At 28.6% G+C, this 13,936-nt stretch carries 13 protein-coding genes; 12 read left to right on the top strand and 1 reads right to left on the bottom strand.

Annotation, left to right across the window (positions count from 1 at the left end; genetic code table 11):
* The first annotated feature begins 2 nt into the window (after positions 1-2).
* From fliG to rpsT, 12 genes are all read left to right on the top strand, one after another.
* Positions 3-1,019, top strand: coding sequence for a flagellar motor switch protein FliG (gene fliG / locus XO12_RS07760; protein ID WP_047266042.1), 1,017 nt, complete (start codon positions 3-5; stop codon positions 1,017-1,019).
* The gene (locus XO12_RS07755) at positions 1,012-1,698 is read left to right on the top strand and encodes a hypothetical protein (RefSeq protein ID WP_047266043.1); all 687 of its coding nucleotides are present in this window, start codon (positions 1,012-1,014) and stop codon (positions 1,696-1,698) included. Before fliG ends, XO12_RS07755 begins: the two co-directional genes overlap by 8 nt.
* Complete coding sequence (gene fliI / locus XO12_RS07750; protein WP_047266068.1) at positions 1,685-3,007, top strand: flagellar protein export ATPase FliI; 1,323 nt, start codon at positions 1,685-1,687, stop codon at positions 3,005-3,007. The genes XO12_RS07755 and fliI overlap by 14 nt, the downstream gene beginning before the upstream one ends.
* Positions 3,008-3,082: 75 nt before the next feature.
* Positions 3,083-4,447 carry a carbohydrate ABC transporter permease gene (locus tag XO12_RS07745; RefSeq protein ID WP_084822667.1) on the top strand — a complete coding sequence of 455 codons (1,365 nt, stop codon included), beginning with the start codon at positions 3,083-3,085 and terminating at the stop codon, positions 4,445-4,447.
* A 12-nt stretch (positions 4,448-4,459) separates the two neighbouring features.
* Complete coding sequence (locus XO12_RS07740; protein ID WP_175420056.1) at positions 4,460-6,679, top strand: carbohydrate ABC transporter permease; 2,220 nt, start codon at positions 4,460-4,462, stop codon at positions 6,677-6,679.
* A 2-nt stretch (positions 6,680-6,681) separates the two neighbouring features.
* Positions 6,682-7,026, top strand: a complete 345-nt coding sequence (locus XO12_RS07735) for a hypothetical protein (RefSeq protein ID WP_047266044.1) — start codon at positions 6,682-6,684, stop codon at positions 7,024-7,026.
* The gene (locus XO12_RS07730; protein WP_047266045.1) at positions 6,953-7,714 is read left to right on the top strand and encodes a class I SAM-dependent methyltransferase; all 762 of its coding nucleotides are present in this window, start codon (positions 6,953-6,955) and stop codon (positions 7,712-7,714) included. Before XO12_RS07735 ends, XO12_RS07730 begins: the two co-directional genes overlap by 74 nt.
* A complete protein-coding gene (gene miaA, locus XO12_RS07725; protein WP_175420055.1) occupies positions 7,711-8,613 on the top strand; it encodes a tRNA (adenosine(37)-N6)-dimethylallyltransferase MiaA in 903 nt (300 codons plus the stop codon). The genes XO12_RS07730 and miaA overlap by 4 nt, the downstream gene beginning before the upstream one ends.
* A gap of 33 nt (positions 8,614-8,646) precedes the next feature.
* Positions 8,647-8,886, top strand: a complete 240-nt coding sequence (gene hfq, locus XO12_RS07720; RefSeq protein ID WP_047266047.1) for an RNA chaperone Hfq — start codon at positions 8,647-8,649, stop codon at positions 8,884-8,886.
* 84 nt (positions 8,887-8,970) lie between these two features.
* Positions 8,971-9,963 carry a M23 family metallopeptidase gene (locus tag XO12_RS07715; protein WP_175420054.1) on the top strand — a complete coding sequence of 331 codons (993 nt, stop codon included), beginning with the start codon at positions 8,971-8,973 and terminating at the stop codon, positions 9,961-9,963.
* A gap of 129 nt (positions 9,964-10,092) precedes the next feature.
* The gene (gene metK, locus XO12_RS07710; protein WP_175420053.1) at positions 10,093-11,289 is read left to right on the top strand and encodes a methionine adenosyltransferase; all 1,197 of its coding nucleotides are present in this window, start codon (positions 10,093-10,095) and stop codon (positions 11,287-11,289) included.
* A gap of 31 nt (positions 11,290-11,320) precedes the next feature.
* A complete protein-coding gene (gene rpsT, locus XO12_RS07705; RefSeq protein ID WP_047268367.1) occupies positions 11,321-11,602 on the top strand; it encodes a 30S ribosomal protein S20 in 282 nt (93 codons plus the stop codon).
* 71 nt (positions 11,603-11,673) lie between these two features.
* Here the strand turns inward: rpsT and XO12_RS11640 are convergent, their stop codons facing one another.
* Positions 11,674-13,833: a metallophosphoesterase gene (locus tag XO12_RS11640; RefSeq protein WP_175420052.1), complete on the bottom strand. Its 2,160-nt coding sequence runs from the start codon at positions 13,831-13,833 to the stop codon at positions 11,674-11,676.
* Positions 13,834-13,936 lie beyond the last annotated feature (103 nt).

Genomic DNA, 13,936 nt, shown 5'->3' with positions numbered 1-13,936 from the left:
TTATGGCTGCAGAAAAAGGTAACGTTACTACAGGTTTGAGAAAAGCAGCTATTCTTGTGGTTTTAGTTGGACCAGATAGAGCTTCAAAATTATTACAAGAATTAAATGAAGAAGAGGTGGAAATGCTGACACTGGAAGTCGCCAATCTGGGAAAAATATCTGATGAAGAAAAAAGCGCAGTTTTAAATGAATTTTTTGAATTGATGAAAGTAAAAGAATTTATTAAAGAAGGTGGCGTTGATTATGCCAAAAAATTGCTTGAGGAAGCATTTGGTCCTGAACAGGCAATTAAAATTATTGAAAATCTCGTTACAAATTTACAAGTTAAACCTTTTGATTTCTTAAAAAGAATCGATATTGCTCAAATTACAAATGTTTTACAAAATGAACATCCCCAAACTGTTGCACTGGTATTATGTTATCTGCCACCATCTGCTGCTGCGCAGGTTATTGCTGGCTTGCCTGAGGATCTTCAGGTTGACGTAATTAAAAGAATTTCTATTATGGATAGAGCCACCCCAGATGTTGTTAAGGAGGTGGAAAGTCGTATGAAAGATAGATTATCATCATTTGCTGCCCAACCATTCAGTCAAGTTGGTGGAATAGAAACAACTGCCGAAATTATGAATAATATTGATAGAACCGTATCAAAAAATATTTTTGATAGATTATCAGAATCAGATCCAAAATTATCAGAAGAAATTAGAAAGAAAATGTTTGTATTTGAAGATATCCTCAAACTTGATGACAGAACTATTCAAAGAATACTCAGAGAAGTTGATACTCGTGATTTAACGCTATCACTAAAAGGTGCATCAGAAGAATTAAAAGATAAAATTCTATCTAATATGTCCCAAAGAGCAAGTCAAATGATTGTGGAAGAATTAGAATTTATGGGACCTGTCAGACTAAAAGATGTTGATGAAGCACAGCAAAGAATTGTTGCAATTATCAGAAAATTAGAAGAATCCGGTGAAATTATTATTGCTGGTGGAGGAGGAGAAGAATTAATTGTTTAATAGAAAAATAATCAAAGGCCAATATATTATTTTTGAATCACCAGAAAATACACAGGAGTTAGAAAAAGAAAGCGCTGAAGAAATTGCAAAAAAAATTATTGAAGATGCTGAAAGAAAAGCCTCAGAAATAATAGAAAATGCAAAACATGAGGCAGAAAATATTATTAACGAAGCTCATTTAGCCTATGCTGAAGAAATTGAAAAAGCAAGAAGAGAAGGCAAAGAACAGGCGGAAAATGAGCTTAATTTATTGATTGAGCAATATTCACAACAGCTCAATCAATTATTGTCCTCTTTTGAACAGTCTATAAATTTAGAACTATATAATGCAAGAATACTTTTATTTAATATATTAAAACTATTGATCAATAAATTTCTGGATATTGAAATTTTATCTTCTCCAAAATGGATAGAAAATTCATTAAATAAAATTATAGAAAAATTTATTAATTTTGATAAAATAAAAATACATGTTAGTTCCAATATTATAAATAATTACTCACAATTGATAGAAAAATTTGACTCTTTAGATAATATTGAAATAATAGAAGATATCACTTTGCCGGATTTTTCTCTTTCTGTACATACGGATATGGGAAAAATTATTATTAATAAAGATAATATTATTAAGCAGGTTAATACTATAATTGAGGAAGAATTAAATGATGAAAAATTATAATGATATTTATGAAAATATAAGCAAAAAAATTACCGCTTTAGATTTTTTTTCGCTGGAAGGAATTGTAGATAGGATTACAGGCGTTGTTATAGAATCCAGGGGACCAGATGTGTCTCTTGGCGATTTGTGTTCTATAACATTAAAAGACGGAAATACTGCACTATGTGAAGTTGTAGGTTTTGTTGGAAATAGAGTTTTATTGATGCCTTTTGAAGATGTTCATGGCCTTTATGTTGGAGCTAAGGTAAAAAAATTAAACAGAAAGGTATCAATTGGAATTACTCAAAACCTATTAGGAAGAGTTTTAGATGGAATAGGAAGACCAATAGATGGAAAGCCCCTACATATTGAAAAATATCGTTCTATATATTCTCCGCCTCCAAATCCTTTAATAAGAAATAAAATAGAAAATCCTTTATCTGTTGGAGTTAAAGCTATAGATGGCTTAATAACCCTTGGGCAGGGTCAAAGAATCGGAATTTTTGCCGGTAGTGGTGTTGGAAAAAGTACATTATTGGGTATGATTGCAAGAAATACATCTGCTGATATTAATGTAATCTCATTAATAGGTGAACGAGGAAGAGAAGTTAGAGAATTTATTGAAAGAGATTTAGGCGAAGAAGGTTTAAAACGTTCAATTGTCGTCGTTTCAACTTCTGATCAACCAGCTTTGATGAGAACCAAAGCTTTACTCAGCGCAACTACTATTGCAGAGTTTTTCAGAGATCTCGGATATAATGTTATGCTAATGGTAGACTCTTTAACACGTTGGGCTATGGCTCAAAGAGAAATAGGGCTTTCAATAGGCGAACCCCCAGCAACACGAGGATATACTCCAAGTGTTTTTGCGGAATTACCTAAAATATTGGAAAGAGCCGGTAATTCTGATAAAGGTAGTATAACTGCAATTTATACTGTTCTGGTTGAAGGCGATGATTTTAATGAACCAATTTCTGATACTGTTAGAGGTATTGTAGATGGACATATTATTTTATCTAGAAGATTGGCAGAATCTTCGCATTATCCAGCGATAGATGTTTTATCAAGTATAAGCAGATTAATGTCATCTGTTGTTTCGGCTGAACACCTTGATGCTGCTTATACGGTTCGGGACATTATGGCAACATATAATGATGCAAAGGATTTAATAGAAGTTGGCGCATATAAAGAGGGAACTAACAAAAAAATTGATATTGCAAAAAGGGAAATTGATAATATCAATGCATTTCTAAAACAGGGAACATTTGAAAGACCTTCATTTGATGAAATAGTAAGTCAATTAATAAAATTAGCGGAAAAATTGAAATAAATAAAAATTGACTTTTTATTATATAATATGGTAAAATAGGTGTTACAAAATTTTTGGTTGATTGGAGGAAAGTATATGCCAGCTGAGATTCTTATTCCTGTTATAGGTGTTGTTATTGCCCTATTATTGGTAATTTTTATGAAAGTATCCAGATACTTTCTTTCTCCACATGCATGGAGACGTACACGCGAAAGTTTAACTGCATATTTATATATTTTACCATCTATGATTATTTTATCTATTTTTGTTTTCTGGCCTATTATATATTCATTTGTTTTGAGTTTTTTCAAATGGGATTTTAAAAATCAGGCAAACCCTCAGTTTATAGGTTTTGACAATTATACTCAACTTTTTAAATTAAAACATCCCGTTGATTTAACATTTAATGTTGCTTTTTTAGGTACTTTTTTTATAGTATTTTTTACAGCATATTTTTTGAATACTTTATTGGATTTGAGAAGAATTCCTGATAAAAAAATTAAAAGTTTTATAATTTTTAATTCTATTTTAGGATTATTTACGTTTATTCTTTGGAACTATATTAATTATCAATTTCAATGGATTATATTTCTATGGCTCGCTTTTTCATATGTCGCAATTGCTGCAATGAAAAAAATAGAAGGAACACCTGATAAATTATTATTGAGATTAATATTATTTTTAATTATTTATATTGTCGGAATAAAATTTATAAAAATACCAGAAATTGTGAATTATTTAAGTATGGCAAAAGAAGAAGCTGACTTTTTGAAAGCTATATGGAATACAAGTTATTACGTGTTATTATCAATGCCTATAACAATATTTTTGTCTTTAATAATAGCTTTATTGTTTTATCAGGAAATCAGGGGAAAAGTTGTTTTTAGAACTATATACTTTATCCCTTTTGTAACTAGTGTTGTTGCCGTTTCATTGGTCTGGCAATGGATATTTAATGACAATGGTTTGTTAAATTACATTCTGTCATTTTTCGGCGTAGATAAAGTTTTATGGTTAAAGGATGAAAAATGGACAATTCCAACAATAGCTATTATTTCTATATGGAAACTGGTAGGATATTACTCTATAATTTTCCTTGCAGGACTTCAAAATATAGATAAAAGTTATTATGAAGCTGCAGAGGTTGACGGCGCAACAACATGGCAAAAATTTGCTTATATAACATGGCCTTTACTTTCTCCAACAACATTCTTTATTTTAATTGTTTCTATGATTGGTGCATTTAAAGTGTTCTCTGAAATTTTTGTTCTTTATTCAGGACTCCCGGGTCCATACAACAATAGTGGTTTGACAGTTGTTTATTATGTTTTTGAAAAATTCTATGGTGAACAGAGAATGGGACAGGCAAGTGCAGCTGCATATGTATTATTTGGTATTATACTGATTTTCACCTTTATACAATTTGTAGCTGGGAAAAAACGTGTCCATTACGATTCTTAAGGGGGTCTTATAATGTCCTGGAATAAATTTGCTAATACTATGGGTACTTTAATTGTATATTTGTTGGTTATTGGTGGAGCTATTGTAATGGCAATGCCATTTGCCTGGATGGTTGTAACTTCATTTAAAACCGGTAGCGAAATAGCACAATGGCCACCAAGATGGACATCAAAAAATTTCAAATCTGAAATTTCAGTAAACATTAAAAATGTACCTTCAACAACACTTGGTAATCAGGGAAGTCTTAGTTTAGCTGAATTCAGAGCCTCTCAAAGTGGGGATATATATAATCCGTATAAAAAGGTTTTTATCGTTGAAGATGATCCAATAAAAAGAGGTTTAGTTACCTTAACTTTTACAAAAATTAATTATGCTGATAATGAAAACATCAATACTTTAATTAAAGAAATAAAGGAATATAATGCTAAATTTCCTTTAATAAAAGAATTATCCAATAAAATAAATCTATTAGAAGAAAATCCACAAAGTTTTGAGAATTTTTATTTTGGCTTATATTCATCCTCAAATGGATTATTTAAAAAATCTCAAATATTAAAATCTATGGATAAAGAAATTAAAAATTCTATCAATTACATTGATAAATTTTTAAAGATTTCTTTAAATAGAGTCCCATATCTCAGAGTTAAAGATACTGATAACTCAGTAATAAAAAATGAAAAATTAAGAAAAAAAGATGAGTTAAAAAATTATCTTTTAAAATTAAAAAACAGTTTATCCGACGTATCTGCTTTAATAGAAAAATATTCAAAAGGTACCGGAATAATTTCAAATGATGAAATCGCTCATATAATTGAAAAATTAAATTCTATCGATTTTGTATCATTCACTGATATGTATTTAAGAAATGTCAATAGATTACTGGAAAAAAATATTTATAATTCAATAATCTATAACAAAAATTCTTTGAAATTTAAAGCATTTTTTGAAAATAAATTTAATGATGTTCAAAAATATACTTCTAATGACTTAACAATACAATTCAAGGTTCCAACTAAAGAAATAATGAAAGCTAATTTCCTTAAAAAACTTGAATCATCAGATATACCAGATGAATTAAAAAATGAAATAGATAAAAATATCGATATATTAAAAATTAAAGATAACTTTGTATTAAATTTAGAACACGACTTTAATGACCAAGTATTATCTATTTTAAATATCAATTCAGAAGATTTATCGCGAGCATTGATGATAATCAGAAGTCTTTCTAAAATAAATAATGTAAATGTTGATAATATCAATAACTATTTAAATACTTTTGATCTTGACTTTATAAATGAAAAAAATATCGATAAATCAAAATTATTAAAACTGTCTAGCATCAGAAATGACTATAATAAAATCCTTGAAAAATTCAATAAGGTTTATTCGGATTCGATTTCCATAGTTAACTTAACTAATGCGCCTTCTTTTATTGATAAAGTTTACTATAGAAACTATTCTACTATTGAAATATATTATAAAGATTTATATGCTGTATGGTTTCTTGATGATATACCAACAATGAAAGCTAATTTTACACCAACAGAAATCTTTGCAAATGTTTTTCAAAATTATGTTGATGCATGGAACGCTGCACCTTTTTCAAAATATTATATAAATACCTTATTCATGGCAACATCTACAACTATTTTTGAAATTATTATTGCAGCAATGGCTGCTTTTGCATTTGCTAAACTTGAATTCTGGGGTAAAAATATTTTATTCACATTATTTTTAGCAACAATGATGGTTCCAGGGGAAGTTATGCTTGTTCCAAACTTTATAACAATAAGTAAATTTAGATGGCTTGATACTTATTATGCATTAATAATACCGTGGATAGTCAGTGTATTTGCTATATTTTTATTAAGACAGCAGTTTTTGACAATTCCAAATGATTTATGGGATGCTGCTAAAATAGATGGAAGTTCAAGCTGGCGATTCTTATGGACTGTTATGGTTCCTTTAAGTAAACCTGCATTAATTACAGGTGCTTTATTAAAATTTGTAGGAAGCTGGAATGCATTCTTATGGGTATTAATCGTTACCAAATCTCCAGAAATGCGCACCTTAGCTGTAGGATTACAAACATTCACAACAGAATCTGGTACATTATATAATCTATTAATGGCTGCTTCAACATTCTCTGTAATACCGATAATTATATTGTTTATTTTCATGCAAAAATATTTTGTGGCAGGAATAGCACGCTCAGGATTGAAAGGATAAACATGGAAAGAAAAAAAATCATTGTTGGAAAAAAAAAGAAAAAAAGAAAGAATATTAATTTTATAAAAGTTATAATAATATTTTCTATTATATTTGTTATAATATATTTCAGTATTCAAATGATTCGTATGCTATTCATTTATAATGAATTAGTTAATGAATATAAAAAAACTCGCAATGAATTTGAACATTTACAAAAACGTCTTTATGAAATAGAAAAAGAAAGAGATATGATTAAAAAATTATTAGAAGAAAAGGGTGTGACAATAGAAAATGGAAAAATTAATTATAACTACGTCCCACAAACCATCGAAGGAACAACTACAGCGAGCCAAACAACTCGCTAAAGAATATGGTTTAATATATAAAAATAGAAGACATTTAAAAACCGATAATATATTCTTTGTAGTGGAAAAAAATCTAACCGTTAAGGTTAAAAAAGGGGATTTTGAATTTTTCTTTCACCCTTCTATTGTAAAAATAAGAATGAAAAATTTTGTTTCAGATAAAAAAGATTATTTACTGAATAATTTAGAATTAAAAGGAAATGAAATTATTTTAGATTTAACTTTTGGTCTTGGTAGTGAAGCTTTATTAATTGCTTCTCAATTAGACAATGGAAAATTAATAGGTCTTGAAGGTTCATTCCCTATATATTTTGTTGTTAAAGAAAGTATAAATTATTATCCATATAAAATAAAATGGTTAAAAGAAGCTTCAAATAAAATTGAAGTAATAAATGATAATTATAAACACTTTATAAGGAATCAAAAGGATAAAAGTTATGATATTATATATTGTGATCCAATGTTTGAAAACCCTGTATTTGAATCTTCTGCGCTAAATCCATTGAGAAAGTTTGCTGTTTATGAAACATTAGAACCTTCAGACATCGAAGAAATGAAAAGAGTTGCAAAAAGTAAAGTTATTATAAAAGCTCATGTGAAGGATTCTATATGGAATAAATATAAATTTGATAAAATTGATGGGAGCAAAAATTCAGGTGTATTTTACGGGGTGATTTATCTAAAATGAAAATACCTGTAATATTAGGTCCTACCGCAGTTGGAAAAACTGGAATTCTCACAGAATTTGGAGATGATTTTGAAGTTGTATCATGTGATTCAAGACAGATATATAAATATATGGATATCGGCACAGCCAAACCTACAAAATATGAACAGGAAAAAATAAAACATCATTTAATTGATTTTATAGAACCGAATCAATATTATAATGCATATATGTATAGATTAGACGCTTTAAAGAGTATTAAAGATATTTTAAATAGAGGAAAAATTCCAATAATATCAGGTGGAACTGGGCTATATTTCGATTCTATATATAAAGGTTTTTTTGAATCACCGTCTTCGTTAACATTGAGAAGTTATTTAAGAAAATTAGAGGCAAAACAACCAGGAATCATAAGAGAAATATTAAAAGATGTTGATCCTGAAAGTTATTTAAGAATACATCAAAATGATTTAAAACGAAGTATCAGAGCTTTAGAAATATATATTATATCTGGAAAAAGAATGTCTGAATTAATAAAAAATCACAAAGCACATTCCCCCTATGAATTTAATATAATTATACTGGATAGAGATAGAAAAGAGCTTCATGAAAGAATAAATTTAAGAGTTGAATTAATGATAAAAAATGGATTAATTGATGAAGTAAAAAAACTAATTGACATGGGATATAACAAAAACTTAAATTCTTTGAATACTATTGGATATAAAGAAGTATTAGAATATATTGAGGGGAAATATGATTATGATAAAATGATACATCTTATAAAAAGAAATACAAGACGTTATGCCAGACGGCAGATTATATATTTTAGAGGATATGATAATGTAGTATGGATAAATTTATCAGAAGAAAAATATGCGATAAAGAAAATTAGAGATTTGATTTTTTTAAATTTATAATTAATTAAAATTCATCTTAAAGGGGGAGTTAAAATGGCTGAAAAATTTAATTTACAAGAAAGATTTTTAAATTTGTTGAGAACAAATAAAATTGAATGTAAAATTTACTTTGAAGGCGGATTTCAAACAACTGGTTTTATAAAATCCTTTGATAATTTTACCATATTACTGGAAAAAAAAGGACAGCAATCGCTTGTATATAAACATGCGATAAAAATGATTGTGCCAATGAAATATGTAAGGTTATTCCAGCAAGATAATAGTGGACAATAAGCTTAATTTATAATAATAGAATAATCAATTTTATCCAGAAGATTTTTCTTCTGGATAGTTGAGTATATATTTAGGAGGTATGTTATGAAAAAATTATTTATTATTTTGATTATTCTTTTTAGTCTCGTTTTATCTTTTTCACAAAGATTTTTACCACCAGTAAAAGATTCATATCTTACTTCATCTTTTGGAGAATATAGAGATACTGGGGATAAACCTCATTTTCACCTTGGTATTGATTTTTCATCATTTTCAAGAATTGGATATCCTGTAAATGCAGCTGCTGACGGTTATGTATATAAGATATGGTTAAACCACAAAGTTTATGGAAATACTATTTTTCTATATCATCCAGATTATGATTTAATAACTGTTTATGCACATTTAAATTCGTTTAAAGGTATACTATCTGAAATTGCTAATTCTGTAATCAGCGAGGTTGGAAATACTTTTGCAGAAGTTAAATTTCCTGAGGATGAAATTAGAGTATCAAAAGGTGAAGAAATTGCTTATTCAGGAAAATCTGGAGAAGCAGAAGTTCCACATGTGCATTTTGAAGTTAGAGAACTCAGAAAATCTGGAAATGAAGAAATTGAAATTGTTAGAGACGCTTTAGAATTTGTTGATTATATTGAAATGAGACCAAGAAAATTAGAAGCTCTTGAAATCAGGTCAAATAATAGAACATTTAAATTACTTGAAGATCAAATTACTGAAATTCCATTTGCTACTCTTCCAAAATTAGAAGTAAAAGCTGATGAAAAAATTGGAAATAATACGAAAATTATTCCAAGAAAAATTTCCCTACGCGTAAACGATGAGCTTGTTTATGAAATTGAATTTGATGCTATAAGAGCAGATGAAATGTATTCTGCCAATACTGTTTTTGGATATGGTTCAAATATTTTTACATACTGGCTTAAGTTATACTCATCATCGTTCATAACTCCTATTAAAGTAAATAGATGGAATGAAATTGCATTTACATTAAAAGATAGAAATCCTGCTGAATTAATTCTTGAAGATATATGGGGAAGTGTAAAGGTTTATAAATTAGTATTAGTAAAAGAAATGTAACTTAAAATACAATAGATTTTATTTTAAAATTAATTTTATATAAGTCTATTGATGTATATTTTTGGTATAATAGTAATCTGGATATCGATTAAATTATAATATAATCAAAAATTAAAAGGAGGAAGAAAATTGAAAAAAAGACTTTTCACAAGTGAAAGTGTTACTGAAGGACACCCAGATAAAGTTGCTGACCAAATTTCAGACGCAATATTAGATGCTTTATTAGAAAAAGATCCATTTTCAAGAGTTGCTGTTGAAACATTAGTAACAACTGGTGTTGCAATGGTAGCTGGAGAAATTTCGACAAAAGCATATGTTGATATACCCAAAATTGTAAGACAAACAATTTTAGAAATTGGATATACACGAGCAAAATATGGTTTTGACGGTGAAACATCTGCTGTTTTAGTTTCAATTGATGAACAATCACCGGATATTGCTATGGGTGTAGATAAAGCATTAGAAGCTAAAACTGGAGAAATGAAGGATGAAGACCCCTATGAAAAATTAGGTGCTGGAGATCAGGGAATTATGTTTGGTTATGCTACAAATGAAACTCCAGAATTAATGCCATTACCTATAGTTTTAGCTCATAAACTGGCATACAGATTATCAGAAGTTAGAAAAAATGGTACATTGAAATTTTTAAGACCTGACGGAAAAACACAGGTTACTGTAGAATATGATGAAAATGGTAAACCTATTGAAGTTGAGACTGTATTAATTTCTACACAACATGAACCAGATGTTACTATAGAAGAAATAAGAGAAGCATTAATTGAACATGTAATAAAACCTATTATTCCAGAAAATTTATTGACAAAAAATACAAGAATTCTGGTTAATCCAACTGGAAGATTTGTATTAGGCGGTCCTCATGCTGATACCGGTTTAACAGGAAGAAAAATAATAGTCGATACATATGGTGGTTGGGTACCACATGGAGGAGGAGCATTCTCTGGTAAAGATCCAACAAAAGTTGATAGATCCGCTCATTATATGGCTCGATATGTTGCAAAAAATATAGTAGCTGCTGGATTAGCTGATGAAGTTATGATTCAATTAGGTTATGCTATTGGTGTAGCGAAACCTGTTTCTATCTTAATTGATACCAAAGGAACTGCTAAAGTTGATGAAGAAAAATTATACAACGTTGTAACTGAAATGTTTGATTTTAGACCTGGTGCTATTATTAAAAATTTAGATTTATTAAAGCCAATGTATAAAAAGACCGCTGCTTATGGACATTTTGGAAGAAATGATGTAGAATTTCCATGGGAAAAGACCGATAAGGTTAATGAATTAAAAGCTGCATTTGGATTATAATAATAAAATAATATAAAGGAGGAATTTTAACGTGCCAAATGTAAAATCTGCTAAAAAAAGAGTAAGACAAACAGCTAAAAGAAGATTGAGAAACAAAAGTTATAAAACAAGAGTTAAAAACTCTATCAAAAAGGTATTATTAGCTATTGAAGAAAAGCAGGAAAAAGAAGTTTTAAATGAATTGTTAAGCAATGCTTTCTCTGTTATAGACAAAGCTGCTAAAAAAGGTGTTATACATAGAAATAACGCAAATAGAAAAAAAGCAAGATTGACAAAAAGAGTTAAAGAATATTTAGGCGAAACTGAAAAGTAATAAAAAACTTCCCGAGAACATCGGGAAGTTTTTTTTACATATAAATATTCTCATTTAAAAGTTTTATTATTTTAATATTTATTTAGTACAAAATGATCAAGAATTACATTAACAGGAATAAATCCATCTTCTTTCTTCTTATCTGTTTGTTGTGCAACACCTTTAACAAGAACTTTTACCTGATTTTCTGTAACTATAACTTCTACATAGTGATGAAGTCCTGTAATATCTTTTGTTGTAAATGGATATTTTTCATCATAAGATTTAACCTTTGAATATAATGGAGCTCCACCTCCACCTGTAACTATATAATTAATTTTGTTATTGGTAAATCTTTCATACATATGGAAATGACTGTTAAATACAATATCAACACCATATTTTTCAAATACAGGTTTCCAATAATTAATAGTTGGACTTACAGGTTCTACGCCATACTCAGTACAATTCGTCCAGAAAGGTTCGTGGAAAAATACAAATTTCCATTTCGAATTTTTATTCTTTTCTAAATCATTGATTAACCATTGAGTTTCTCTTTCCATTCCTTCTTTATCTTTCTGCATTAATAATACATCAGCATCTAAAACTATAAAATGAGCATCTCCATAATTAAACGAATAATATTGTTCATTATAATCTCCGCCACCTTGTGGTGTAACAAATGAGCTGAAATAATATTTTGAATTATATTCATGATTTCCTAAAACGGGATAGAATGGTGAATTGGCTGCCATATTCTTTATTGCCCAGAAAAATCCATCCCAATCACTCATAATTCTTCCATCCATTACAAGATCCCCAACATGAACAACAAAATCTGGATTTTCCTCTGCTATTTTATCAGCAACTATTCTATGTCTTTTATTATATGTTCTTGTATCCGCATATACTACAAATTTAAATTCTTTTACTTTTTCAGAAACTGTTTTAAATGTATAAGTTTTTGTTGTTACCCCCTTTGCTGCACCATCTTCAACTATTAATTTATATGTATATTCTTTTCCAGATTCTAACCCTTTTATTTCTAAATGATGTAATACACTTTCATTATTATCTTCATATACTTTTCCATTAACAACCACTTTTCCTTTTGCTGGAACAAGTGTTTTCCAATTAACATATACACTATCTTTAGATACATCTGAAAGATATGGACCCCATAATACTTTATTTTCTTCTGCATATTTTCCAACAACAGTCGCTGCATTCACACTTTCTTCACCTTTAACTATTATCTCAGGTAATTTTATTGTATTCATACCTGGTAAGTCGATCTTAACTGTATAATTTCCTTTTTTAGCAGGAAATGTATATTCTCCATTTTCATTAGTATATGCAACAATATATAATGTTCCATTCTTATCATATATATTAACTTTTGTATCTTTTATTGGTTTTCCATTCTCAAAAGTAGCTTTTCCTTTAACCAAAGTATATTCAACACTTCTTAAATCAAATGCTGTTTTTAATAATGAAGACAAATCTTTACCAACCATGAATATTCTTTGAAATGTTACTTTTTCCCCATTTTTTATAGAAACTGTTTTAATTTCTGGATCTGCAAAAATATAGGAAATATGTATATCTCTTAATTTTCCTTCTTCGCCAGTTTCTGTTGTAGTAACACCATAAGCAATTTCATCACCTTGTGCTCCTAACAAATCTGTATCTATTCTATTTACTTTATAACCGAGACCAAATGTAAATGGTCTTGCATATCCAAAAAATGTTGCGTCTCCCAAAATCATTTTATCTATATCTTTTCCACTTTGATTTTCAAGAGTTGTTTTCATTATTAAATAATTTACACCAGGTAATAGCATATATGTAGAGGTAATTTTAACTCCTGGTATGTCAGAATGATGACCTACTAATTTTAATACTGCAGGTCCTCCATCAGAACCATTATTCAAAACAAATACATTTTCATAAATTGCTTGTTTTGGCCAACCAAAATATGTATGCATTTCATCAAATTGATCTTCTCCACCTAAATAAATAGCATCAAGAAGATTTCCTCCAGACTTCATATATCCGTGGTAATTGCCAAGATTACCGATTAAAAATTCAACCTTTTCATTGGATAAAATATAATCTCCAACCTTACCATCTGCAGCTGGTCCTGGTAATAATTGACTCTTATCCATAATTTTGAATGCTTTAGCATTTGGAAATACAGATACAGCTAATAAAACTACTAACATCAATAAAATATATAACTTTTTATGCACTTTAATACCCCCTTTTTGAATGATAATATATATATACATATATATTATATGTATGCAAAATATAATGCTACACCTTTTTATTCGTTTTGTCAAATATAAAAAA

The organism is Marinitoga sp. 1154 (assembly GCF_013363285.1).
In the GTDB taxonomy this organism is placed as follows: Bacteria; Thermotogota; Thermotogae; order Petrotogales; family Petrotogaceae; genus Marinitoga.
The sequence above is the reverse complement of the archived record's forward strand: the minus strand, read 5'-3'. Positions and strand labels throughout refer to the sequence as shown.